Below are 23,939 nucleotides of genomic sequence, written 5' to 3' on the forward strand. Positions count from 1 at the left end.
AGGTGGGTGAAAGGACGTTGCTCGCATATACCCTTCGCCGGCTGTTGATGCTGATTCCCGTCCTCATCGGCATGTCCATCATCACGTTTTCCATCGTTCACGCGATTCCCGGGGATCCGGCGCGGGCGATTCTCGGGGACAAGGCGTCGCCGGAGCAAGTGGCGCAGATCCGGGAAAGCCTCGGTCTGGACCGCCCCTGGTACATTCAGTACTTTTACTATCTCGGGGATCTGCTCCGGGGGGATTTGGGAACCTCCTTCATCACCCGGGCCCCCATCGCCGAGGAAATCGTCCCCTTTTTGGCCGCCACGATGGAGCTGACCGCGGTCAGCATGCTGATCGCCGTCTTTTTCGGCGTCAACCTGGGGATTATCTCGGCTTGGCGACAGAACTCCTGGTTTGATTACACGGCCATGCTGATCGCCCTGATCGGCATTTCCATGCCCGTCTTCTGGCTGGGCCTGATGGAACAGTGGGTCTTCGCCCAACAGCTGGGGTGGCTGCCCTCCACCGGCCGGTTGGATCCGCGCTTGTCGCTGGAGCCCATCACCCAGTTTTACGTGCTGGATGCGCTGCTTCAGGGAAACTGGCAAGCCCTCGGGGACGTGATCAGCCATCTGGTCCTGCCCGCGGCGGCCCTGGCCACCATCCCGATGGCCATCATCGCCCGGATCACCCGTTCCAGCATGCTGGAGGTGATGCGGTCGGATTACATCCGGACCGCCCGGGCCAAGGGGGCGAGCGAATTTTGGGTGGTTTACAAGCATGCCCTGAAGAACGCGCTGATTCCGGTGATTACGGTCATCGGTTTGCAGTCGGGGATGCTGTTGGGCGGAGCGGTGCTGACGGAGACCATCTTCGGGTGGCCGGGGGTGGGCCGTTACCTGTATGACGCCATCAACTCCCGGGATTACCCCGTCATCCAGTCGGGGATTCTGGTGGTCGCCACCATCTTCGTCCTGATCAACCTGATCGTCGATCTCCTGTACGCCTATCTGAATCCGCGGATCCAGTACGGAAAGGAGTGAACCCCATGGCCATGAACCAACCGATGCCCCAGCCTTCCGAGCCCCTGATGAAGCAGGATGCAGTCCTGGAGGAATCGAGGCTCCGGGATGTGCTCCGATCCCTTCTCCGTCACCGGTCCGCGGTGATCGGCGGTGCGATCGTCCTCTTTTTTCTGCTGGTCGCCCTGCTCGCCGATTTTATCGCCCCATACGACTACGCGGAGCGGAGCGAGGATCTGCTCCAGCCCCCCTCCGCCGAGCACTGGTTCGGCACCGATGAGATGGGGCGCGACATTTTCAGCCGCGTCTTGTACGGCTCCCGGATCTCCCTCCGGGTCGGCTTTTTCGCCATCGCCGGGTCGATCGTCATCGGCTCCTTCCTCGGCCTGATCGCCGGGTTCTACGGAGGGTGGAGGGATGTGGTCATCTCCCGTCTCTTCGACATCCTGCTGGCCTTTCCCAGCATTCTCTTGGCCATCGCCATCGTCGCCATGCTGGGTCCGGGGCTCAACAACGCCCTGCTCGCCATCGCCATTATCAACATTCCCACCTTCGGGAGGCTGATGCGGTCCCAGGTCCTCAGCGTGAAGCAGGAGGATTTCGTCCTGGCGGCCCGGGCGATGGGGATGACCAACCGGCGCATCCTCTTCCGCCACATTCTGCCCAACTCCTGGACGCCGATCATGGTCCAGGGAACCCTCGGTTTCGCCACGGCGGTGATCGAAGCGGCGGCCCTCGGTTTCCTGGGGCTGGGTGCCCAGCCGCCCCAGCCGGAATGGGGAACGATGCTGGCCGACGCCCGGGGATTCATCCAACTGGCTCCCTGGACGATGGTTTTTCCCGGGCTGGCCATCATGCTGACCGTCCTCGGCTTCAACCTGCTGGGTGACGGGCTGCGCGACGTGCTGGACCCGAGGATGAAACGCTGACCGGTCGAGGTTTTCCCGTCGGCAGGCCGATCGGAGCGGGGAAAGACGCATTTTCCTCCCCTTGCGGCGGGCGGCGGAAAGGACAAAAGCCCGGGTTTCAAGGGAAAGCCCGGGCTTTTTCTCTGATTTGCCTTTCCAGCAATGCTCGTTTTTTCGCCAGCCGCCGATCGATCGCCCGCACCAGAAGAAAGGCGGCAAGGCAGAGAAGGATGCCGGCGATGCTGCTCAGAAACATGAAACGAGCCGATTCCCCCGGATCCATGGGAACGAAAGCCGATACCCCGGCGAGTAAATGGTTGAGGAGCCACAAGCCCCACCAACCTTTGAGCAAAGGGGAACCCGTCCGGCCCTTTCCTTCCTCGGGCCGGGAAGGATCTGCGTCGGGGTCGATTTCCTTCCACATTTCCTTCATCACTTGGTAAGGTCGAAACAAATTCATGATCGGTACGAAATACCAGCTGACAGCCCAGCCGGGAGAGAAGCGGAGGTTCCGGTCGGAAAGGGCGCTCAAATGACGGTAAGACCGATAAGTCCACAGGAGAAAGAAGATGGCGGTAATGAAAAAGGAACCCAACTGGGCCAGAATCACAAACCTTTCAAAATCCCGGGCGGAATGGGGGAGATGCCAGTAGAGTTCGGGCATCGCGGAGTACTGGCGATAGGCCCACAGATGGACGTAAAGGCCCGCAAACAACAGGAGGACATGGATGACGAGCAAAATGTTGACGGCTTGGGCCAGCCTCCGGGTGTTTTTGTAGAGGTCCACTTTTTCCATCCTTTCCGAGACAATGATGGAGCCCAAACGACTGTGGCCCGGTTCCATATTAGAATCGGGCCACAGGCTACCAATCGATCAGGAGGGAGGCGATTTTCCGTCTCGGCTCCACGCGGTGGCGAGTCGCCCGACGAAAAATCGCCTCCTGACTCCCGGGTTTTGAGTTTGTCAGCCGTTTTCAGGTCCGGTTCCATAGTAGGGCCTTGGCGCCTTTCACCCGAAATACTCTTTCCACCGCCGGTCCACCAGGGCCTTCACCTCGGGATCGGGTTCCAGCTCCTCCGGATACCCCGGCTTCATCCGGGCGTCGACCAGGATGGGCAACCGGTAGCGCAGGTGGTGGCGGACCGGTTCGCTCCGGGCGTAAATGTCGTGAGCGGGATCGAAGCGGGTGAAAACCGTCCACAAGAAGGGCGTCTGTCCCGCCGCCGCCCCGATGTCGTCCACCAGAAAGACGAAGGGCCACTCGGCGAGGTCCTCCCCGTGCCGCTGGACGAGCCGGGCGGGCAGCTCCGGATCCTTCTCGAAGGATTCCCCTTCCAGGACCAGCGCCCCGCGGCAATAGGGGGCGATTTTCCGGATGCCGGGAAGTTCGGGCCCCCGGTAAGTCTCCGGAAGCCGGCGGACCGGATCTCCGGTGCCGATCAGAACCGCCTTGCTCCCGTGATTGAAGCGGCGGCCGGTGTAATCCAGGGTGTCCATCGATGTGTTGGCGAAGACAAACAGGTCCGTCTCCGGATGGAAACGCTCCAATACCAGTTCGAACAATCCTTTGAAATCGCTCAGATCGGCGGGCCGGTCCGTCAGGATCAGGAACTTGGTCAGGGTGAGCTGACCTTCCCCGAGGATGCGGAAGGCGTTGGCCAGGGCTTCCCGGCTGTAGCTCTCCCGGACCACCGCCGCGGCGAGGGGGTGGAAGCCGGTTTCCGCATAGGTCCACAGGTCCTTCACCCCCGGCATGGCCATCGGAAAGGCGGGGGAGAGGAGGCGCTGCAAAAACTCTCCCAAATAGTAATCCTCCTGTTTCGGCTTGCCGACGACGGTGGCCGGATAGATGGCGTCTTTCCGGTGATGGACCTGCTTGACGTGGAAGACCGGGAAATCGTGGGCCAGGGAGTAATAGCCGTAATGGTCGCCGAAGGGACCCTCCTTCCGCCGCTCATGGGGAGGCACTTCGCCGGACAGGACGAATTCGGCCTCGGCGACGATGGGGTATCCCCCGCCCTCCGGCCGGACGACGGGCAGCTTTTTCCCCAGGATGAGAGAGGCGAGCAAAAGCTCGGGCAGAAACTCGGGCACCGGTGCGATGGCCGCGGCGATCAGCGCCGGCGGCCCCCCCAAAAACACCCGCACCGGCAGGGGGCGGCCCCTCTTTTCCGCCTCGTGGTAATGGAAACCGCCCCCCTTGTGGATCTGCCAGTGCATCCCCGTGGTTTGGTCGTCAAAGATTTGCATCCGGTACATTCCCAGGTTGTGCCGCCCCGTCTCGGGATGCTCCGTGTAGACGAGGGGCAGGGTGATGAAGGGGCCCCCGTCCTTCTGCCAGGAGGTGATGACGGGCAGCCGGGACAAGCGGGGCGGGGATTGGACGCACTCCAGCACGGGCGCCCGGCCGGGAGGGACGGCTTTGGTGCCGATCCGGAGCAGTTCCGCGATCCAGCCGCGTTCCTTCCAGAGGAGGCCCGGTCTGGGCGGCAGCAGTTCATGGATCAGATCGACGGTTTTTTTCATCAGTTGTTCCGGGCGCGGTCCGAAGGCCAAATCCACCCGGCGGGCGGTGCCGAACAGATTGGTGACAACGGGAAAGTCGCTTCCCTTGACCCGGGTGAAGAGAAGGGCAGGGCCTTCCTCCGCAATCACCCGGCGGTGGATTTCCGCCAGTTCCAAATGGGGATCGACGGGCGCGTCGATTTCCACCAGGTCGTTTTCTGCGCGCAATTGATCGAGAAAGGATCGCAAATGGGGGTGCATGGTGTATCTCTCCTGCTCGTCGGATTGATTCGCCTTCCATTATAGCGGTTTTTCCCCCGGCTGTCCGAGTCGGTGGAATATCCGTCACAGAAGAAGGTGTTTTCAGCAGGTGTCGTGAGTGAGCCTGATATTCCATTCCTTACACTTTATTGATAACGTCATGGATGACGCCGTTTTTTCATGGACTACCTGAAAGGTCCCGGGGTTTGATTCAACAGGATCGCTTCCTGTTCAAAGGGAGAATCTAAGGGCTCAACGAGGAGGAGCCGGCGTTTACGACGCCTTGTCCGCCAAGCAATTGGTCAAAAGGATTTTCGGCGGTTACGTGCTGAGCAAATCGCCGATGGATTAAATGGAATGTTGCGATCGACCGGCGAAATTGAGGGTCTTTAAGCGGAACTGATGTACAAGACGAGTCTAAAGGGGGCTGAGTTTCGGGGAAAAGATCATCAGGATTTCACGAGATCCGAAAAAGTGGAGCTTATTATCCAACCGAAATGATCCGGGAGGTTTCGTTCTCACTAGAAAAAGAAAAATGGAGGGGTTGACATGAATCGCACGGCGGAATTTATCCTCGGATTGCTTGGTGGGATCGTGGGATTGTTTTTTTCGATTGGTTTGACTATCTTAGGCGGATTGCTTACTGATTTTGAGATGATAATGATGGTTATTGGACTGCTTAGTGTGGTCTTCTCGGTACTCGGGATTGTGGGATCGATCATTGTAAAGTCTAAACCAAAAAAGGGCGGTATCCTGATGCTGATATCGGCTGTAGGAGGTAGCGTCTGTCTTATCCAGTTGTTTGCAATGTCCTGGCTGTTCCTGCTGATTGCGGGATTGATGGGAATTTTCCGCAAAGGAAAGACGGAAAAGGCGATCCCGCGTTAAGAATTGAAGTGTGTCGATTCCGATTTGAAACGGGCGGCGAAACCGGCCGCCTTTAAAAATTTTCTCGGCAAGCTTTCCGAACCGTGAAAGCAAATTTAAAGCATTGGAACAGGCAAGGGGCCTGATATCGGTCGAAGAGCAGGAGACGGACTTGCTCAGAAGTTCCTGGCGAACCGGATTTTTGTCTTCCTTCAAGCTGAAAGGGTTTCAGAGGTGAGGGAGGCCTGAATTGAGAAATATCCGGAAAGGAGTTCAAGGGGATGGACTCGGAGCCTCCTGAAGAAATCAAAGAAATGCGCTTGACCGGTTGGTGGCGGAGGCGATCTTCGGCGTCCAAGTCAGGACAGAAGCAGCGATGTTTTTTTAAATATACTCGGGTGATTGGGAAGGATGCCGAGGAACCAGGGTATTCGACTTGTGGCAATGATAATTTTTGCATCGTGGATAAGGGACAAATTAAAGGGGTATTCCCGCCATATTGAATATGCGATGGAGTCTGCGGAGAAGACGGGACTATTCCAAAAGTATGTGTTGCGGAAAAAGGACGGCGATAAGTGGTGCATCGGAGTCTTTGACGAAAACGGCCGCTTAATGGAGCTGGTCACCAGTGATTCTCCTGCGGGAGCCATCGTCGAAGCGGCGTTGATTTACAACCGCATGCCGAAAGAAGAGAAAACGGCGGGGAAAAAGGGGAGGAAAGTCCGCAAGCGCAGGATCTACAGGCCGAAGCGGATTCTCCGAATCTTCGCCTATAGCGGTTTTTCTCCCGGCTGTCCGGCAAGCGGATGGCACTCGGCAGGGGAGGGGAGATGTGGTACATTTTTTCCAGGAGGTGCTTTGGATGAGCGTGATTCTTTATTCCAAGCCCCATTGCCTGGAGTGCAACGTGCTGAAACGCTTTTTGAGGGACTATCAAATTTCCTACGAGGAGCGGAACTGCACGGCCCACCCGGAATACTTGGACGAGGTGAAGCGGATGGGATTCCTCGGCGTCCCCGTCACCGTCGTGAACGGAACGCCCGTCCGGGGACTTCAACCGGACAGGATTCTGGAACTGCTGGGACAAAAGGGTGAGTCCTGAACCCGACGGAATCCCGGAGGGGGATGACTGGGGATGCGCACCGGCTCCCCTCCGTCGATTTTCCCCGGAGGGGTGAAAGAACGCATGTATGAATAGCCGTTGTCGGATGGATGTGGCGGAGTCTGACCCGGAGGGAACCGTAATGTTATGGCCGAAGCGATGGGGCGCCTGGTTTATAACTCATTTTTGCAATTGAAGCGGGCGGACGGAAATCCGCAAGCACCTCCCCTATGACATCGAGAAGAAGCCTTTTACCACGATCGACTCGTATACGCTTCCCTGGAGGAAGCCGCCGGGGAAATCCGGAAAAACCGCTTAACCCATCCCTCGCTCCGGGCGATCCGGTTTCAGGTGGAGATGACAAACAAAGGGGGATTACCTGCGTCTTCGTTGAATAAAAACCCGGGAGCGTCCGGCTTCTTCGGATCGTTTTTCTTGACTGCTTCAAATAGGCATATTTTGTATTATAGAATTCGGTTGAATTTTTCCGTTATTCCCGTTACACTTAGCCTGTGCGAATCCCTTGAGGAATCGCAAGTACAGCCAAATTTCCTCCGGATGGGGGTGAACGGAAGATCCATTAAAATCCAATTTTAACCTACAACACTTTTTCTATAAACAATGCAGGAATTTCGGCGGAGTTTGACGAATAGACGAAAATTAGAGAAAACATTAAATTTGCTCGAAAGGAGTGATGATGCTTCACCTCGGAGTATGGTGGCCTTGGCCGGTGAATAAGGTATTACAGGAGTGGATTCATCTCTTTTGTCAAGGGGGGAAACAGGATGAAGCGCGAACAATGGGGAACCAAGTACGGTTTTATTCTCGCCGCAATGGGATCTGCCATCGGACTCGGGAACCTCGTCCGGTATCCGTCCGTGGTTTATGAAAACGGAGCCGGCGCCTTTCTGATCCCCTATTTTGTCGCACTGTTTACGGCCGGAATTCCGATCTTGTTTTTGGAATATTCTCTCGGACACAAATATCGGGGAGCAGGTCCCTGGGTTTACCAGAAGTTGTCGAAAAAGTGGGAATGGCTCGGCTGGTGGCAGTCGATCGTCGCCTTTGTCATCCTGTCCTATTACATGGTGATCCTTGGATGGGCCCTCAGCTACACCTATTACTCCTTCGGAGCCCAGTGGGGAGAGGATACGGAATCGTTTTTCTTCAACGATTATCTGGGCGTGACCGAGGGAGTCGGTGTACTGGGAGGAATTCAGTGGAAGGTGCTGATCCCCGTGGCCATTCTGTGGGCGTTGCTCTTCTGGGTGCTGCACCGCGGAGCCAAGCGGGGGATTGAATGGGCCAGCAAATTCATGATCCCCATCCTGGTCGCCATGATCGTCCTGATCACCATCCGGGGACTGACCCTGGAAGGGGCGGTCAAAGGGTTGGAAGCCTACTTCACGCCCGATTTCGCGGCCTTGTCCAAACCGGAAGTATGGATTAACGCCTACGGCCAGGTATTCTTCACCCTGAGCGTCGGCTTCTGTACCATGATCACCTACGCCAGCTATCTGCCGAAGCGGAGCGATCTGGCCAACAGCGGTTTTATCGTGGCGCTGAGCAACTGCAGCTTCGAATTTTTCGCCGCCATCGGTATCTTCAGCGCCCTCGGCTTCCTGGCCACCCAGCAAGGGGTGGAAGTGGGTGAAGTGGTGGCGGGAACCCTCGGGATGTCCTTTGTCGTATTCCCGCAGATCATCAACCAATTCCCGGGCCTGAACTCCCTGTTCGGCGTCATGTTCTTCGTTTCGCTGTTGTTCGCCGGATTCACTTCCGCCGTCTCCCTGGCGGAGCCGGGCATCGCGGCGATTCGGGAGAAGTTTGGCCTGTCCCGGAAGGCCGCCGTCAACTGGCTGTGCGGAGCCAGCGCCCTCTTGAGCCTCCTCTATGTATTCAAAGGCGGTCTATACTTCCTGGACATCGTCGACTATTTCATCAACAACTACGGAATCGTCGTCAGCGCCATCCTGATGGTGGTGTTGGCCGGTTGGGTCTCCAAGCAGGTGGACAGCCTGCAGAATCACATCAACGACGTCTCCATCGTGCGGATCGGCGCGTGGTGGCCGATTGTCATCCGGTTTATCACGCCCCTTTCCCTGGCGGCCATGGTTTTGTGGAATATCTACAAGGAGTGGATGATGACCTACGGCGGTTATCCCCAATGGTCCGTCAACGTTTTCGGATGGGGGCTGCTGGCGGTGGTCATCATCGCCGGTGCTTTAATCCAGCAACGCAGGTGGGCGACGGAGCCTTCCCCGCATAGGGAGGAGGTATCTTCATGAACGGTGCCGCGTGGGTGATGTTCCTGTTTGGAGCGATCGTGCTGTGGGGAGGACTTGCCTACTCCCTCATGCTGTCCTTCAAGGCGCAGAACGGGAAGGATGAATCGGAGGAAAGCAAGTCCGAATCATGACAAGTCCGAATCATGATCTGAAAAGTTTGCCCGAAAATCGATCCGGCCCGCAAAGGGCCGGATCGATTTTTACGACCTGGCTTCGGTAAAGGGCGGGCCGCGATGAAGGCCGCCTCAGGTGCCGGGTTTTTGGGTCTTGAAGCGGTGTCGGCTCCGACGCTGGATGAGGTCGGAGCGCTTTTTGTTTCACCGGGGAACGGCCTGGGTGGGAACCGGCAACCACCCGGGGCGGGCCTTTTGTTTTTGTTTCTGCTGTTCCTTGAGCCTTTTGCGGGTTTCCCGTTCCCAGGCGCGCAGTCTGGGATACGGATCGACGGAATAGGTGGTGCTTCCGTTGAAGGTGTACAGCCCGAAATGGAGGTGCGGCGGAAACTTGCCGGCGGTTCCGGGGGGACCGTAGCCCGAGGAACCCACATACCCGATGACGGTTCCCGGTTTCACCACGTCCCCTTGTTTGATCTCCTTGTTGAAGCCGTTCAGGTGACCGTAATAATGATAGTTGTTGTGAAGATCCCGAATGCCGATCCGCCATCCCCCGTAGCGGTTCCAGCCCATCAATTCCACATAGCCGTAGCAGGTGGAGAGGACCGGAGTGCCGTAATCCGCAAAGATGTCGGTTCCTTCGTGGATGCGCAGCCCTCCCCAGCCCCTGCGGTCCCCCCAGGTGCTGCGGTAGGTGTAATTGTAGTGCAGCGGGATCGGGAAGTGGTGTTCCTCCAGGTCCAGTTTGCCCATGGTCTCATAGATGCGGGCCATGTGGGTGATGATGTCCACCGCCACCGGATGCCGGTAATATTTCCACAGACCGATGCGGATGTCGTCCCGGGTGCGGCCGAATCCGGCGAGATACCGGGCGAAGGAATAAAGGGCGTCCAAATCGTTCTCCGGATCGGCCTTTCCGTCTCCGTCGGCGTCCCGTCCCATTCCCCCAAAAAACTGGATCGATGCGGGAACCTTGTCTTCCGGGTCGGGATTGAAGGGCCCCGACCAGCGGCGGGGAGGAATGTGGATGGCGATCAGGCCCTTTTCCTCGGGCAGATCTTTGTTGAGCCGCCTCAGGTTTCGTTCGTATTGGTCCACCGCCGCCAGATAGGGCCATGGAACGCCCGTGATGGCTTCCATCCCCTGATAAAGGAGGAGCCGTTCCCTTTCGGGGTTGGACGGGGCGGCCTCTGCGGGGATGCGGAAGGCGACAAGGACGAGGCAAAGCGTGATCCAGGATGTGAGTATTTTCTTCCCCATCAGTTCCTCACCACGATTTCCGTCTTATTCCTAGGTTGGTCCGCTGCCCCTCTTTTCATATCGGTATTTTGTGGCACCCTTTTTGCGATCGGGAAGGAAAGCTTAGCCTCCGCGGATTTGTGGTATTATAGACAGAGAGTTCTGCTGAAAAGGTCCTTAAAAAATGAAGGGCAAACCTGCTGGGAGGAACCATCATGAAATACGAACGGAAACCCGAGTGGCTCAAGGTCCGGTTGACCACCAATGAAAATTTTCATGAGATCAAACGGATGATGCGCAGCAAAACATTGCACACCGTCTGCGAAGAAGCCCGTTGCCCCAACATTTATGAATGCTGGGGGATGAACCGGACGGCCACTTTCATGATTTTGGGGGATATCTGCACCCGGGCTTGCCGGTTTTGCGCCGTCAAAACGGGCCTGCCGACGGAATTGGACTGGCAGGAACCGGAACGGGTGGCGGAAACGGTGGAAAAGATGGGGCTGAAGCATGCGGTGGTGACATCGGTGGCCCGGGATGATCTGAAGGACGGCGGGGCCGCCATCTTCGCCGCGACGATCCGGGCGATCCGGAAGCGCAATCCGCTGACCAGCGTGGAAGTGTTGATTCCCGATTTTCAGGGCAATTGGGATGCCCTGAAAACGGTGATGGATGAACGGCCGGACATTTTGAATCACAATGTGGAAACCGTTCGGCGGCTGTCCGACCGGGTGCGCGCCAAGGCCAAGTATGATCGGTCCCTGGAGCTTCTCCGGCGGGCCAAGGAGATGCAGCCGGACATTCCGACCAAATCGAGCATCATGGTGGGCGTCGGCGAAACGTGGGACGAGATTTTGGAGACGATGGACGACCTGCGGGCAAACCGGGTGGATATCTTGACGATCGGTCAATACCTGCAGCCGACAAAGAAACATTTGTCCATCGAGCGGTACTACACCCCCGAAGAATTTGCCCTTCTCAAGGAGGAGGGGCTGAAGCGGGGCTTTTCCCATGTGGAGTCGGGTCCCTTGGTGCGCAGTTCGTATCACGCCCATGAGCAGGTGAAGTCGGCACAGCAGGCCCTTTCACATTGAGGCATACAGGCGAAATCCCCCGCCGGACGGCGGGGGATTTCCGTCTTTTCTCCGCTTTAATCAAGCGCCGCCGGTTGGCCGGGTCGCCGGATAATGCCGGGCGTTCCCACGCCGGGCAGGGTCGTGTCTCCCAGGTCGCGGAGCAGCCGCTGCAAATCACCGCGGGCACGGCCCGTTCCCACTTCGTTCATCCGGCGGAGCAGGGAACTGTCATTGACGATGCGCACCCGGTAGTATCGCGGGGTGACGCTGAGGGCGGTCTGCCGGATCCGCCGAAGGGTCCGGGAGTCCAGCGCTTTCCCTTGAACGTCGTTAAGTCCGATAAAGACGTGATCATCGGTGACCAGTACGGTGGCGTCCCGGATGCCCCGCTGGTTGGTCACCAGGTAAGCGATTTGCCGGGCGAGGACGTTTCGGTCCACGTAGATGTTGGGCGCCCGATTGCCGTTTCGGTTGTTGTCCCTCCGGTAACGGATGTAGCCGACCGGGTTTTGCGTGTCCATCCGGATTCCGCGGGGCGCTTCCCTGTTCACGTAATCGTAGACGCCGGGGGTCCCGCCGGTTCGGTCCCGGAACAGGGTTTGGTCGGTGTCCGTCTCAGGCCGTTGGCCCGCGGGAGCGCAGGCGGCCGCCAGAGAAATGAAAAAACAGGAAACCAGAGCCAAGACCCGTTGCTTCATCACCTTTGCCCACCTCCTAGCCATAGCGTGCCCCGGCGGGAAAGGCGTATGCGGGGGCGGAGGTGGAAAGGATCGGCGGATTGGGCCAAAAAGGCCCAAGTTTGAGGAGTTCGATCCTTTCTGACGATTGTATTTTATTGCCTGGATATTGTACCATGGATGATAGAAAAAGGCAGAAACATCGGGGTTGGATAGCATGAATATCATCCATATTCAGGGAAAAACATACGAACTGTTGACCAATTACAATGATGCCTGGAATGCTGAGGCCTTTCGGAAGCGGTACAGCGACATCCTCAAAAAGTATGACTACATCGTGGGGGATTGGGGATACGGACAACTTCGTCTGAAGGGTTTTTTTTCCGACGATCACCCCAAGGCCACCCGGGATAACAAGATAAGTTATCTGCAGGAGTATCTGGATGAGTATTGCAATTTCGGCTGCGCCTATTTCGTCCTGAGGCAAGTGCCTTCCAGGAAGGAGGGAGGAAGCCGGAGAAAACACCGAAAGGGCGGCGTCTGAAACCGCCCCAAATGGATAAAACCCACATGGCGTGGGTTTTTTTCGTGCTAATACCGGCTTTCCTCCTCCGGAAGCTCTTCATCCTTCCGGGGATCGTCATGGGTGGGATGGCTGCCGGGTTCCTGCCGGGGGATTCCCTCGTGAAATTCGCGGTTTTCGTAGGTGAATCGCGGCGCGGCGTGCTGGGAGGCGAGCCACGGGGATTCCTTGCCGAGAACATCCTCGTCGTGAGCCGCTCCGTAGGGCCCTTCGGGAAACTCTTCGGGAATCACTTCGTTTCGCAGCGACTCCACGGTGGACAGGTCCGTGTAGGGGGTGTTTTGCTTGGGTTTCATTTCGATCACCTCGCCGTTAACATAACCGGCGAGGGGCCGTTTCATTCCCCTTCAAACCACGCTCAGAAGGAACTTTTTCAGCCGCTTTGCTTCTTCCGGCCCGATGCCGTAAACCTGTTCCAAATACCCCGGCTCTTCCAAATCGTCCTGTCCGATGATGGCATAACGGTTGGACTGAAGGTCGAGCACCAGGGTTTTTCCGAAAAACCGTTCCGTGGTGATGAGGGCCAGGTCGAATCGCGTGTTGTCGTCGACAAAGCTCACATAACGGGTCTGGGTGTCCTCCACCTCGTCATACAGGTACATCGGTTCCGACATGGGGATTCTCCTTTTCCGCATTTTCTGTTCCGATTTCCATTATACACGATGGAGGGAGGTTTCCCGTTTCCGCCCATTCCTTAAAATATTCCGAAAAACCGAGCCGCTCTCGGTTTCCGTTCCTTTCGGGGGACAAATTTGCTTTCCGTGGCCGCCGCCAGACGCTGGGAGAAGGAAACGTTGCGCAGTTCGGCTTTCAACTGCTCATGCATTTTGCGAATCTCGTCGAACATGGACTGCACTTCCTTGGCCGGTGCGTAAAGGGCGTTTTTTTGGGTGGCCATCTTGTTTTCCAGTTTTTCCAGGGCGCCGTACAGGTTAAAAACCTGGTCTTCCATCCGCTGCATCCGGCCCGACAATTCCTCCAGCGTGTCGTTGATGTAGTTTACCGTGTCCATAATGTACCTGTACGCCTTTTCGGCGCTCATGAAGGGAGCCACCTTGGTGTTCGGATCGATGTTTTCCAGAAATTCCGGGGTCTCCGTCGGCGTTTGTTCCAGTTTTCCCTCCTGGATCAGTTCCTGGCGGACCTGGCGCATCGATTTGTTCGGCTTCTGCAGGCGGTTTTGGATGTCGGCCAGCCGGCGGAATCCCTCCTCGGTGAAAATGTAATGGCCGCGGTCGTTCACTTCGGGATGGATGTAATCTTCAAACACATCAATCCATTTGCGGATGGTCCGGGCGTGAACCCGCAGCCGTTCCGCGGCCTCCCGGGTGGTGATGTGCTTTTTTTCCATACCGTTACCCTCCCCGATGGCATGCTTCATCATTACCAATTCGAGGATAAATTGATGAATCCTTCCTGGGCGACAAAGGATGTCATCAAAGAACAAACAAATCGAGACTTTGACAAGCTTTCCGTCTTGGCGGAAAATTTGGGTCTTGCGCAATCGGCGGAAATCGGGTACTTAATGGCTTATTGGCACAATCATCGGAGGAGGGGACGAATTGCTGTCGGCCTTTATTCATGGTCTGGTGTTGGCGCTGGGGCTCATTTTGCCCTTGGGCGTGCAAAATGTGTTCATCTTCAACCAGGGGGCGGTACAGCCCCGTTTGGCGCGTGCCCTGCCGGCCGTGTTGACGGCCGCGTGTTGCGATGCCCTGCTTATTCTGCTTGCGGTGACCGGCATATCCGTGGCGGTGCTTGCGGTGAGCTGGCTTCGCTACGCCCTGCTGGGAGTCGGCGTCTGCTTTCTCTCCTGTACATGGGTTTTATCACCTGGCGGAGCCGGGGGGATGCTCCGGGGGAGTTGCGGGAGACGGCGGCGATTTCCCCGAGGGAACAAGTGATGTTCGCCGGTTCCGTTTCCCTGCTCAACCCGCATGCCATCATGGACACGGTGGGGGTGATCGGAGCCAGTTCGCTGCAATACGCGGGCGCCGAAAAAATGGGATTCACCGTCGCCTGCATCCTGGTCTCCTTTGTTTGGTTTGTCTTTTTGGCCGTCGCCGGGCGGGTGCTGAAAGAAATGAAACCGGGATTCATCCCGGTGTTGAACAAGTTGTCGGCCTTCTTTATCTGGGCGAGTGCGGTTTACATGACGGTGCTGCTGCTTGAATGACGCTTTGTTTTTGCCTTCTGAAGGGGACCGGAGGGCGCCGTGCGGCATTCCCTCCGGTCGGGGTCCCGCTCAGGAATAGGGGAACTGGGTCTGGTAATTGGCGAATTGTTGGGCGGTCTGGTAGACGTCCTGTGCCTGGGCTTGATCGATTTTATACCATCCTTTTCGGTGCATCAGATTGAAAAGATCCCGTTGACATTGATGCAGTTCGTTCAAAAGGTTCATCTGGGTGCGGTAGAGCTGTTCGGTGCTCGCCTCGTTGACGGCGATGTTGTAGGCCGTGGTCAGATATTTTTCCGTCGCCATCACATCATTGATCCGGTCCCGGTCGTTCATCTCCGGCCCCTTGACCCGGGGAAGGCCGGTTTGCTGCCCTCCTGACGGTGTTCCCTGCGGATGGTAGGGCGAGGAGGGATGTTGGGACTGCCATTGCATGATCGGGATCCTCCTTTTGTGGAATTTCTTTGGCGCAAGGCCTGGTGAAAAAAGCGGCTTACGGCTGCATGCCTTCCCAGTTTGTGGAGGGGGAGGTCGCGTGGGTTCCCGTGGAGGACTGCATCTGCATGGTCGGCTGACCGGACGGGCTTAGCTGGTTCAGCAGGATCTGGTAATGTTGCTGATGAATCTTTCCGATCCGGTCGAGCAGCTGGCGAATTTCGGGATCCTGGCATTCCTGGGCGTAGTGATGGCATTTTTTCATGGCCAACAGTTCCCAGGAGAGTTCATCCTTCAGATAGTGAAGATCCTTGGTGGACAGTTGCAAAGGGCTCACTCCTTTCCGTGATTCACCATCCTTTCTCATTGTTTGAAGATCTTGGCGATCCTATTCGCGCCCTCGATACGAAGAAAAACCGGAGGGGCTGTCCCGTCCGGTTTTTCTGTCCGTTTTATTTTTCATCCGGAGGCGGCGCCGCGGAAGCCCGGCGGCGGCGGTACCGTCTCCACAGGGGGATGCCGATCGCCGCCAGGATCAGGAGCGGGGGAAGGGCGGCGGCCAGGAGAATCAGCGCTTTTCTGAAGGTGTTCAGGAGCCAGGCGGTGGAATCGACAAAGGCCTGGAGGATCTGCTGCCAGAGACCCGCGCTCGGATTTTCCAGGACGATCGGCTGTTCCAGGTTGACGGTGACGGTGGCATAGTCGATCCGGTCGTCCAGATAGCGCATGCGTCCCTTGATCCGTTCGATCTCCTCCTGCACCTGGGACAAATGGTTGGTGATGTTTAGGAGATCTTCCGGTTTTTTCTCCTGTTTCATCAGTTCCATCAACCGTTTTTCCACGGCCTGTTTGGCCCGGAGGCGGGATTTCAGGTCCACGTATTCCTCGGTGACATCGGTTCCCTGGATCTGTTTTGAAGTGATTTCCACCGACTGTTTTTCCAGGGCGGAGAGAAAATCCTGAAATCGCTGTTGGGGAATGCGGAAAACGATCGTCCCCCGGAGGGTTTTGCCGTCCCTGGATTCGGTTTCATTGATGATGTAGCCGCCCAGTTTCCGGGCTTCCTTTTCCATCTGTTCCCGGGCCTGTTCATAGCGGGAGACGCGCATGTCCACATCGGCCCGGTAGATCACCTTTTGCTCCGGCGGCACCTTCTCATCCGCCGGGGCGTGCGGTTGCCCGGCCTTTTTCAGGGCCTGTTCCGTCGATGAGGAGGCGGAAGGCGCCTGGGGATCGATCGCTTCCTGTTTGACAACCAGCGGTTCCAACAGTCTCCTTTGCACGGTGCGATTTTCGGGCTGCGGGGATGTCCGTTCCGTTGAACATCCCGCCAGCAGGATGACTGCCAACAGTGAGAATCCGATCCTGCGCCACATCTTCACGTCCTGCTCCTCCCTTCGTGTCTGCCTTTCAGACGAAGAAGGGGACGAAAAGTTGCAGATCCGTCTTCGGTCTTTTGCGGAGACGAGGAGGAAGGGGCCCCGCATCCAGGCGGCGGGAATGCTTTGCAGTCGTCCCCCGTTCCGGGTGCCGATCCGCAAAGAAGGCTGCTTAAGCGCCCGGAACGATTCCCAAAACACCGGGTGAAATCCGGGAAAACCCTCTGCCGGCCCGTGGCGGAGGTCGCTGGGAGAGGCCGGGGCTGAAACGCCATTTGCGCTCGAGAAGGGGGGCGGGACGGCCCTCCGCGGCTGAAATCCGAAGGCCGATCAAGCCGGGCGGGTTGCAGGTCCGGTCCACAGCCCTTTTTCCTCCTATGTCCCGGCGCGCGGTGGCGGCGAACAAGGCGCGGAGGAAATTCCCTGTCCCTTTGACGCGTGTTCGATTCCCCTGCCGATGACCCGCCCGCGAAGGAAGCGGAAATCATATCCCGGAGATTTGCGTCCGATCAACTCCTGTCCATGTGGACGGGCCTGGGGGCTTTGCCTCGGCCTCCTCTTTCCAGGCGTTGCAAAGGATTTGCGCCTTTTTTGCGCGGACGGGCAGGTGCCGTCGGGGGAAGGGAAGGGCCGGAGAGCGGTGCACTGTTTTTTGCCGGCAAGGGATGCGCTAAAATGTTTGGTGACACGGACAGATGTGGGATGGAGGGAAGCATTGTGGTGTACGATGTGGATACGGACCGAATCGAGCGACAACTCCGGGTGCTCCGGGATTGCGTGGCCGTGCTGGAGGAGACGAAGCGCCGCCGCGGGGAGCAGGAAGGGGATCCGGTGCTCTTTTTTGCAGCGTCCCGGGCGCTCCACCTGGCCTCGGAATGCATCATCGATGTGGGCACGGCGATGATTGACGGCTTCATCATGCGGGATCCCGGGGGATATCTCGACATCGTGGACATTTTGGAGGATGAGCGGGTGATCCCGAAAGAGGGGGCCGATCGGATCCGGGACTTGGTGCGATTTCGGGACCGGCTGGTTCGAAGGTACGATGAATTGTCCCCCGGCGAGTTGGAAAAGTATTGGGAGCAGGCGGAGGTGCTTTTGTCCTTCGAGGGATGGGTTCGGGACTACTTGCGCCAAAATCTTTTTTAAGATATCCGTTTAATAAATTTACTTATAGCAGGAATTCGGGTAAAATAATAGAAAGGGCAGGTGAAGACGATGGAGGAAATCACCTCGACTCGCAAGCAGATTTTGTATTTGCTGAAAACGGAAGGTCCGATGACGGTCAGTGATCTGGCGGCCAAACTGGGCATCACCGAGATGGCGGTTCGTCGCCATCTGCAGACGCTGGAGCGAGACAATCTGATCCAGTCCCGCCTGCTCAGGCAAGCGATGGGCCGTCCCACGAACCAGTACGATCTGACCGATCAGGCGGAGGACCTTTTTCCGAAAAATTATCATACATTTGTGTTGGACATCCTTCGGGATCTGGAGAATGCGGAAGGCCCCTCGGCCATCAACGATCTGTTCCGGCGGCGGGAGAAGCGGATGACGGAAGAATACCGGGACCTTTTCGAGGGGAATTCGCTGGAGGAGCGCGTCCGGACCCTGGCTGAACTGCAGGATGAAAAAGGCTACATGGTCCGGTGGGAACCGCGGGGGGACGGGACGTTCGTGCTGACCGAATTCAACTGTCCCATCTCGGAAGTGGCCTGCTGTTACAATCAGGCTTGTTCCGCCGAAATCAACTGGTTTCGCAGCGTCCTGTCGGCCGACGTGGAGCGGATCGAGTGCAAGGCCGAAGGGGGAAGAAACTGCACCTACGTCATTCGACCGCGGGAAGCGGTGAAGAAGTAGTTTCGGCAAAAAAGGAAGGATTGTTCAAACCGTTTTCCATATTTTACAAAAATATGGGTTTTCATTGGATGAATTCGTCAGGATGATCTGAAGCGGGATCGAGCGGCACTTCCGGTGTCGTTCTTTTTTGTTCCGCATCGGATCCCTTCCGCATGGTCGGGCTTTCTACCGGCGGTGTGGTAAAATGGATTTGTGCGCTTGTCAACAACCGAGGGAGGAGACGCGCGTGTCGGAATGGTTTGAGGAAAGTTTCGGAGAAGACTATCTGCTGGTGTACCGCCATCGGACGATGGCCGATGCGGAAGATGAGGTGGATGCGATTGTCGAGTGGCTGGACTTGAGTCCGAAAGACCACATCCTGGATCTGTGCTGCGGAACGGGACGCCACTCCATCGCCCTCGCGCGGCGGGGATACCGCGTGACGGGGCTGGATCTGTCGGAAACCCTGCTGTCCCATGCGGTCGCGCTCTCGAAGGGCCTTCCCGTCCGTTTCGTCCACGGGGACATGCGCTCCCTCCCCTTCTCGAAGGAGATGTTTGATGTGGTTCTCAACCTGTTCACCTCCTTCGGGTATTTTGTGGAGGACCGGGACAATGAACGGGTTTTGGCCGAAATCCGCCGCGTGCTGAAACCCGGGGGGCGTTTTCTGATCGATTTCCTGAACCGCCCTGCGGTCCTCCGGAGCCTTGTGCCCGTGAGCGAGCGGGAGGAGGACGAGGTGAAGATCCGGGAAGAGCGATGGATCGAAGGGGATGTGGTTTGCAAGCGGATTTTCGTGTCCGACGCGCGGGGGGAAAGGCGGTATGAGGAACGGGTGAAGATGTATTCCCGGGATCAGATGGAGGAAATGATGCGGCGGGCCGGCCTCTCCGTTCAGCAGGTGTGGGGGGATTTCGAAGGAAACCCCCATACGGAACGGAGCCGCCGGATGATCATCGCGGGGCGGCGGCCCGAATGAAGCGCTACAGAGGCTATATTCTCGACCTGGACGGCACCCTCTACAGGGGCGACCAGGCGATCCCGGGAGCCCGATTTTTTGTCGAACAACTCCGGAAGCGGGGCATTCCGCACCTGTTTCTGACCAACAACTCCTCCCGCACCCCCGGACAAGTGGCGGACAAGCTGCGGCGACTGGGATTTCCGGTGGAGGAGGAGCAGGTGTTCACCTCCGCTCAAGCGGCGGCGCGCCTTTTGACCGGGAAGGGAGAACATCCGAGAGTGTATGTGATCGGCGAGGAAGGCCTTCATGCGGCCCTGCGGGAAGCGGGCTGCCGGTTGGTTCAGGAGAAGGCGGAGGCCGTGGTGGTCGGAATCGACCGTCAGTTTTGTTACGACAAGCTGAAGCGAGCCTGTCTGGAGATCCGGGCCGGCGCCCGCTTTATCGGCACCAACGGGGACCGGGTCATCCCGTCGGAGGAGGGTCTCTTGCCGGGAAACGGTTCCCTGTGCGCCGCCGTCGCCGCCGCGTCGGGGGTCAGCCCGGTGTTCACCGGCAAGCCGGAACCGCTGATTTTCCGATACGCCCTGGAGCGGCTCGGCACTTTGCCGGAGGAGACGCTGGTGGTCGGAGACAATCTGGAGACGGACATCCGCGGAGGCCGGGACGCGGGGATGGACACCCTGCTGGTCTTTACCGGGGTGACCGCTCCGGCGGACTGCCTTTCCTCCGAGGTCCGGCCGACCCATGCGTTGGAGGATCTCCGTGACTGGAACTTATTCTGAACGGGAGGAGTCGAAGGATGAATCATTGGGAAGACTTGACCGAAGTACCCCTGCCCTTGCCGTTTCCTCTCAAGATCATCAAGGCGTACGTCATACGGGGATCCGGCGGGTACACCCTGATCGATGCCGGGCTGAATTGCGAGGAGGACTGGGCCCTGTGGGAACAGACCCGGAAGGAGATGGGCTGGCGTTGGGACGAGGTGGAAAAGATCGTTCTCACCCATTACCACCCCGATCATTACGGCCTGGCCGGGAAACTGCAGCAGGTGACGGGGGCGCCGGTGCTGATGTCCCGGACCGACGCCGAACAGGCCCGCTTCTTCTGGGATGAAGGGTCCGACGCGCCGGAGGTGCTGGCGGATCTGTACGCCCGCCACGGTTTGTCCGAGGATTGGACCTCCCGGATTCCGGGACATTTGCGGGACTTTCGCAAATGGGTGGAGCCCCATCCCGAGCCCACCTTCATCCAGGGGGGCGAAACGATCCGACTCGGCGATCGGGAGTACCGGATTCTGCACACGCCGGGGCACGCCGACGGCCATTTGAGCTTTTATGATCCGGAGCGCAAGTGGCTGATCGGCGGCGATTTTCTGCTTCCCAAAATCACCCCCAACATCAGCCTCTGGCCCGGTTGCGATCCCAATCCCCTGAAGTCGTATCTGACGACCCTGGATAAAATGGAAAGCCTTCCGGTGAAGCGGGTGTTTCCCGCCCACGGGCCCGTCTTCGACACCTACCGGGAGCGGATCGCGGAGCTGAAGGAACATCACCGGGTGAGGCTGGAGCGGATGAAAGATCTCCTTAAGGCGGGGCCGCTTCCGGCGGCGGAGATCTGTTTCGAGATCTTCGGCCGCAACCTGTCGATTCACAATTTGCGCTTTGCCCTCTCGGAGACCTTGGCCCATCTGGAATATCTGCGTCACCGCGGGGAAGTGACCTTGGAGGAGCGGGGAAAAACCCTGCTTTACGCCCTTAATCCGTGAGCGGGTCCGAGGGTTCCCCGTTTTGGAGGTCCCGGGCTCTCTTCCGGCTGTGGGAGAGGCGGGCGGCGGCCGCGGCTGCGATCGCCCCGACCAAATCATCCAGGAACGTGTGGATTTGTCCGTCCTCCCTGTTGTTGAGCCGGCCCAGGATGCCCGGCTTCACCCGGTCGATGTAGCCGTAATTGGTCATTCCGATGCTGCCGTAAATATGGAGAATCGAGGTGGCCAAAATTTCGTCCACCCCGTAAAGGGATTCGTCTTGATAGATCAGATCTTGAAGCGGGGAGAGCAGCTGTTTTTTCTCGGCCATGAGATCCAGCTGAATGCCGGTCAGGACGGCGTTTTGCACCTCCCGCTTCTGAAGCACCCGTTCCACGTGATGGATGCATTCGTCCAGTGAGAGATCGGGATAAAATTCCCCTTGCAGCCGGTAAACCAGATCGGCGATGTCCTCCAGCCGGACGCCCCGCTCGCGGAGCCAGTTCAGAGTGGTCCTGTGGATCGAATTTTCCGTTGCGACCGTCTGCTCCGTCTGCATGCGGCCAACCTCCTCCCAGGGGATTACAGGGATATTGTTGCCGGCGTCCGGAGGAATATGAATGGGTGATCCCCTGTCACGGGGGGTCTGCGGAAAAAGAAAACGGAATGCGGCGGGGGCGCCCGGCGCCTCCCTTCGGTGCTTTTTTCACCAAACTTCCGAGGAGGGTGGTTATGAAAACCGGTGCGCAGCCGACGGCGCTGATTACGGGAAGTGCGAGGGGATTGGGGCGCATGGCGGCCACGCTCTTGGCGGAAGCGGGCTGGGCCGTCGCCCTCAATTTTCGGAGAAATGAGAAAGCGGCCCGGGAATTGTGCAGCCGGCTGAGGGACGCCGGGCGGACGGCGGAAATTTTTCAGGGGGACCTCACCCGCCCCCGGGAAGTGGATGCCTTGGTCCGCCGGGTGTTGGAGCACTTCGGCAGGGTGGACGCCCTGGTGCACGCCGTGGGTCCCTTCATCCGGGAACGGCGTCGCTTTGCCGATTACACCCCGGAGGAGATCGATGAGCTGATCGACGGCAATTTTCGCAGCGCGCTCCATGCCGTTCGCGCCGTTCTGCCGCACATGCGAAGGCAGGGCGGCGGCCGGATCCTGCTTTTCGGGTTTGGAAGAGCGGGCGAAGCTCCCGCCTGGCCGGACCGGGCCGTCTATGCCGCGGCAAAGACGGGGCTCGTGTCCTTCGTCAAGAGCGTGGCCGTCGAAGAGGCGCCTTTCGGCATCACCGTCAACATGGTTTGTCCGGGAGACATCGTAGGGGAGAACAAAGAAAAGCGCATCGGCGATGTGAGCGGGCAGCGGGACGAGGAAACGCCGCGGGGGCGTCCGGGCACCGGGGAGGATGTGGCCCGGGTCATCCGGTTTTTGTGCGAACCCGAATCGGATTTTGTCACGGGCAACATCATCAATGTCACCGGAGGTCTGGACGTGATTCACCCGGTTTCCAAAGCGGGAAAGTAATTCGGGGGTTGCGCCTTTCGGGGCGCAATCCTTTTTGTTTTGCGTCCCGGGCATCCCCCGAAAAAAGGGAAAGATCTTCTCCTCAAAGACATACCGTGATACAGGCGGACTCGAGCGAAAGGGATGATGGAAGGATGTCCGTCCTGGAAAAGGTGACCCGGTGGACCGGCGAAGAACGGATCGACGAACTGCTTCTGGCCCATTACGGCCTGCGTCTTGAGGGAGCCGCGCCGGTGGGCGGCGTGCTCAGAATCGACACCGATCGGGGAGCCTTCGCCCTGAAGCGGGCGGGGAAGGGAGGGGAGGCCCACTGGCGAGGGGTGGCGGAGGTGGGGCGGCACCTGCGTTTTGCGGAAGCCGGTCGGATTCCCGTACCCCTTCGCACCCGTTCGGGAGGGTATACCTTTGCCGGTTACGTCCAAAGCTATGTCCTGTTGCCCTGGATCCCCGGGAAACCCGTCCCTTATGTCCGTCCGAAGGATTTTCGGGACACCAGTTGGGGGTTGGCCCGGCTTCACGCGGGAACGAGGGGGCTCAGTCCTCCCCCGTTTCAAGCCCGCGTTTCCTGGTCCCGCGCCTGGGAAAGGGCTGTCGACCGGATTGGCCTGTACCGGGTGGCCGTCGATTGGAGCGGCGTTGCCGTCGAGGCTGACGACGCCTTTCGCGATGTGGCCCCCTATGCCGAGGGCATGGCGGAGAACGCCATCCGGTATCTCCACCGGTCGGGGGCGGATCCCCTGTCGCCGGAGATTGCGGACCGGGGATTGGTTTGTCACGGCAATCTGCATGAGGGGAATATGCTTCGGGATGAGAGGGGCGCGGTGCGGTTCATCGATTGGAACCGGATGGCCTGGGATGTGCGGGCCCGGGACATCGCCCAATGGCTGTTGTACGCCTACGGCCGCACCGGCGATTTCGACCTGGTCGCCGCCCTGCTGAAAGAGTACCAGCGTGCGGATCGCTTGATGGAAGAGGAGCTCTGCCTGATTTACGCGCTCTTTCTCTATCCGCACCGGCTGATGCGCGCGCTGGACCGGGTCTACGGGGAGCAATCCCTTCCTCCGGATCAGGCGGCCTTTCACCTGACGCAGGCGGTTGCCGTGGAGGAAAAGAAGATTCCCCTGTTGCGCCGCTTTCCCGATCTCGTCAGGGAGGCCCTCGGCCGGAAGATCCCGCGGGTGGATTGGCTGGAGCAAGGTTCCGAAGGCTTCCGCGCTTGATCAAGCGGAATTCGCCTTACCGGCTGAATTGACGTTTCCAAAG

26 protein-coding genes and 1 pseudogene are annotated in these 23,939 nt (G+C 58.4%); 16 read left to right on the forward strand and 11 right to left on the reverse strand.

Going from position 1 to position 23,939, the window contains the following annotated elements; genetic code table 11:
• Nucleotides 1–17 precede the first annotated feature (17 nt).
• Nucleotides 18–1,028 (forward strand): ABC transporter permease, encoded by a 1,011-nt coding sequence (locus tag BM063_RS09290; protein ID WP_177199071.1) that lies wholly within the window; start codon nt 18–20, stop codon nt 1,026–1,028.
• A gap of 11 nt (nt 1,029–1,039) precedes the next feature.
• On the forward strand, nt 1,040–1,936 hold the full coding sequence (locus BM063_RS09295; protein WP_092038359.1) for an ABC transporter permease: 897 nt from the start codon (nt 1,040–1,042) through the stop codon (nt 1,934–1,936).
• A gap of 97 nt (nt 1,937–2,033) precedes the next feature.
• Here the strand turns inward: BM063_RS09295 and BM063_RS09300 are convergent, their stop codons facing one another.
• Entirely contained in the window at nt 2,034–2,702 is a 669-nt protein-coding gene (locus BM063_RS09300; RefSeq protein ID WP_177199072.1) for a DUF4328 domain-containing protein, read from the reverse strand.
• 222 nt (nt 2,703–2,924) lie between these two features.
• On the reverse strand, nt 2,925–4,682 hold the full coding sequence (locus BM063_RS09305) for a UbiD family decarboxylase (RefSeq protein WP_092038231.1): 1,758 nt from the start codon (nt 4,680–4,682) through the stop codon (nt 2,925–2,927).
• Nucleotides 4,683–5,231: 549 nt separating this feature from the next.
• On the opposite strand from BM063_RS09305, the gene BM063_RS09310 reads away from it, so the two are divergent.
• The 4 genes from BM063_RS09310 to BM063_RS17250 all read left to right on the forward strand — a co-directional run bounded on the left by BM063_RS09310 (nt 5,232) and on the right by BM063_RS17250 (nt 9,070).
• Nucleotides 5,232–5,570: a DUF4064 domain-containing protein gene (locus BM063_RS09310; RefSeq protein WP_092038233.1), complete on the forward strand. Its 339-nt coding sequence runs from the start codon at nt 5,232–5,234 to the stop codon at nt 5,568–5,570.
• Nucleotides 5,571–6,411: 841 nt separating this feature from the next.
• A complete protein-coding gene (locus BM063_RS09315; protein WP_092038361.1) occupies nt 6,412–6,651 on the forward strand; it encodes a glutaredoxin family protein in 240 nt (79 codons plus the stop codon).
• 785 nt (nt 6,652–7,436) lie between these two features.
• Nucleotides 7,437–8,939, forward strand: coding sequence for a sodium-dependent transporter (locus BM063_RS09320; RefSeq protein WP_092038235.1), 1,503 nt, complete (start codon nt 7,437–7,439; stop codon nt 8,937–8,939).
• A complete protein-coding gene (locus BM063_RS17250; protein WP_143085296.1) occupies nt 8,936–9,070 on the forward strand; it encodes a MetS family NSS transporter small subunit in 135 nt (44 codons plus the stop codon). The genes BM063_RS09320 and BM063_RS17250 overlap by 4 nt, the downstream gene beginning before the upstream one ends.
• 186 nt (nt 9,071–9,256) lie before the next feature.
• Here BM063_RS17250 and BM063_RS09325 read toward each other — a convergent pair whose 3' ends face one another.
• On the reverse strand, nt 9,257–10,312 hold the full coding sequence (locus BM063_RS09325; protein ID WP_092038238.1) for a M23 family metallopeptidase: 1,056 nt from the start codon (nt 10,310–10,312) through the stop codon (nt 9,257–9,259).
• A 194-nt stretch (nt 10,313–10,506) separates the two neighbouring features.
• Here BM063_RS09325 and lipA point away from each other — a divergent pair, with 194 nt between their 5' ends.
• Entirely contained in the window at nt 10,507–11,385 is an 879-nt protein-coding gene (gene lipA, locus BM063_RS09330) for a lipoyl synthase (protein WP_092038240.1), read from the forward strand.
• 56 nt (nt 11,386–11,441) lie between these two features.
• On the opposite strand, the gene BM063_RS09335 is transcribed toward lipA, so the two are convergent.
• A complete protein-coding gene (locus BM063_RS09335) occupies nt 11,442–12,065 on the reverse strand; it encodes a YhcN/YlaJ family sporulation lipoprotein (RefSeq protein WP_177199073.1) in 624 nt (207 codons plus the stop codon).
• Nucleotides 12,066–12,261: 196 nt separating this feature from the next.
• On the opposite strand from BM063_RS09335, the gene BM063_RS09340 reads away from it, so the two are divergent.
• Nucleotides 12,262–12,588: a YutD family protein gene (locus tag BM063_RS09340; protein ID WP_245752190.1), complete on the forward strand. Its 327-nt coding sequence runs from the start codon at nt 12,262–12,264 to the stop codon at nt 12,586–12,588.
• Nucleotides 12,589–12,635: 47 nt separating this feature from the next.
• Here the strand turns inward: BM063_RS09340 and BM063_RS09345 are convergent, their stop codons facing one another.
• The 3 genes from BM063_RS09345 to BM063_RS09355 all read right to left on the reverse strand — a co-directional run bounded on the left by BM063_RS09345 (nt 12,636) and on the right by BM063_RS09355 (nt 13,978).
• Nucleotides 12,636–12,923: a hypothetical protein gene (locus BM063_RS09345; RefSeq protein WP_092038365.1), complete on the reverse strand. Its 288-nt coding sequence runs from the start codon at nt 12,921–12,923 to the stop codon at nt 12,636–12,638.
• A 51-nt stretch (nt 12,924–12,974) separates the two neighbouring features.
• Nucleotides 12,975–13,241, reverse strand: coding sequence for a DUF3055 domain-containing protein (locus tag BM063_RS09350; protein ID WP_092038244.1), 267 nt, complete (start codon nt 13,239–13,241; stop codon nt 12,975–12,977).
• Between the two features lie 80 nt (nt 13,242–13,321).
• A complete protein-coding gene (locus BM063_RS09355; RefSeq protein ID WP_177199074.1) occupies nt 13,322–13,978 on the reverse strand; it encodes a MerR family transcriptional regulator in 657 nt (218 codons plus the stop codon).
• 211 nt (nt 13,979–14,189) lie between these two features.
• Between BM063_RS09355 and BM063_RS09360 the strand changes: the two are divergent.
• Nucleotides 14,190–14,803, forward strand: a pseudogene (locus BM063_RS09360) (LysE/ArgO family amino acid transporter).
• Nucleotides 14,804–14,872: 69 nt separating this feature from the next.
• On the opposite strand, the gene BM063_RS09365 reads toward BM063_RS09360, so the two are convergent.
• From BM063_RS09365 to BM063_RS09375, 3 genes are all read right to left on the reverse strand, one after another.
• The gene (locus tag BM063_RS09365; RefSeq protein WP_092038248.1) at nt 14,873–15,238 is read right to left on the reverse strand and encodes a spore coat protein; all 366 of its coding nucleotides are present in this window, start codon (nt 15,236–15,238) and stop codon (nt 14,873–14,875) included.
• A 58-nt stretch (nt 15,239–15,296) separates the two neighbouring features.
• The gene (locus tag BM063_RS09370; RefSeq protein WP_425439147.1) at nt 15,297–15,575 is read right to left on the reverse strand and encodes a ferritin family protein; all 279 of its coding nucleotides are present in this window, start codon (nt 15,573–15,575) and stop codon (nt 15,297–15,299) included.
• A 115-nt stretch (nt 15,576–15,690) separates the two neighbouring features.
• A complete protein-coding gene (locus BM063_RS09375) occupies nt 15,691–16,614 on the reverse strand; it encodes a DUF4349 domain-containing protein (protein ID WP_245752198.1) in 924 nt (307 codons plus the stop codon).
• A gap of 678 nt (nt 16,615–17,292) precedes the next feature.
• Here BM063_RS09375 and BM063_RS09380 point away from each other — a divergent pair.
• The 5 genes from BM063_RS09380 (at nt 17,293) to BM063_RS09400 (ending at nt 21,179) form a co-directional block, all read left to right on the forward strand.
• Nucleotides 17,293–17,766, forward strand: coding sequence for a DUF86 domain-containing protein (locus tag BM063_RS09380; protein WP_177199076.1), 474 nt, complete (start codon nt 17,293–17,295; stop codon nt 17,764–17,766).
• 69 nt (nt 17,767–17,835) lie between these two features.
• A complete protein-coding gene (locus tag BM063_RS09385) occupies nt 17,836–18,474 on the forward strand; it encodes a helix-turn-helix transcriptional regulator (protein WP_092038254.1) in 639 nt (212 codons plus the stop codon).
• Nucleotides 18,475–18,700: 226 nt separating this feature from the next.
• Nucleotides 18,701–19,432 (forward strand): class I SAM-dependent methyltransferase, encoded by a 732-nt coding sequence (locus BM063_RS09390; RefSeq protein ID WP_177199077.1) that lies wholly within the window; start codon nt 18,701–18,703, stop codon nt 19,430–19,432.
• Nucleotides 19,429–20,196, forward strand: a complete 768-nt coding sequence (locus BM063_RS09395) for a TIGR01457 family HAD-type hydrolase (RefSeq protein WP_092038258.1) — start codon at nt 19,429–19,431, stop codon at nt 20,194–20,196. The genes BM063_RS09390 and BM063_RS09395 overlap by 4 nt, the downstream gene beginning before the upstream one ends.
• 17 nt (nt 20,197–20,213) lie before the next feature.
• Nucleotides 20,214–21,179 (forward strand): MBL fold metallo-hydrolase, encoded by a 966-nt coding sequence (locus BM063_RS09400; RefSeq protein ID WP_092038260.1) that lies wholly within the window; start codon nt 20,214–20,216, stop codon nt 21,177–21,179.
• Here BM063_RS09400 and BM063_RS09405 read toward each other — a convergent pair.
• A complete protein-coding gene (locus BM063_RS09405; RefSeq protein ID WP_092038262.1) occupies nt 21,169–21,717 on the reverse strand; it encodes a phosphatidylglycerophosphatase A family protein in 549 nt (182 codons plus the stop codon). The genes BM063_RS09400 and BM063_RS09405 overlap by 11 nt on opposite strands.
• Nucleotides 21,718–21,890: 173 nt before the next feature.
• Here BM063_RS09405 and BM063_RS09410 point away from each other — a divergent pair, with 173 nt between their 5' ends.
• Together BM063_RS09410 and BM063_RS09415 are read left to right on the forward strand one after the other, a co-directional pair.
• Nucleotides 21,891–22,676 (forward strand): SDR family oxidoreductase, encoded by a 786-nt coding sequence (locus tag BM063_RS09410; protein WP_092038367.1) that lies wholly within the window; start codon nt 21,891–21,893, stop codon nt 22,674–22,676.
• 134 nt (nt 22,677–22,810) lie between these two features.
• Nucleotides 22,811–23,896, forward strand: a complete 1,086-nt coding sequence (locus BM063_RS09415) for a phosphotransferase (RefSeq protein WP_092038264.1) — start codon at nt 22,811–22,813, stop codon at nt 23,894–23,896.
• Nucleotides 23,897–23,939 lie beyond the last annotated feature (43 nt).

Source organism: Planifilum fulgidum (assembly GCF_900113175.1).
GTDB classification, from domain to species: Bacteria; Bacillota; Bacilli; order Thermoactinomycetales; family DSM-44946; genus Planifilum; species Planifilum fulgidum.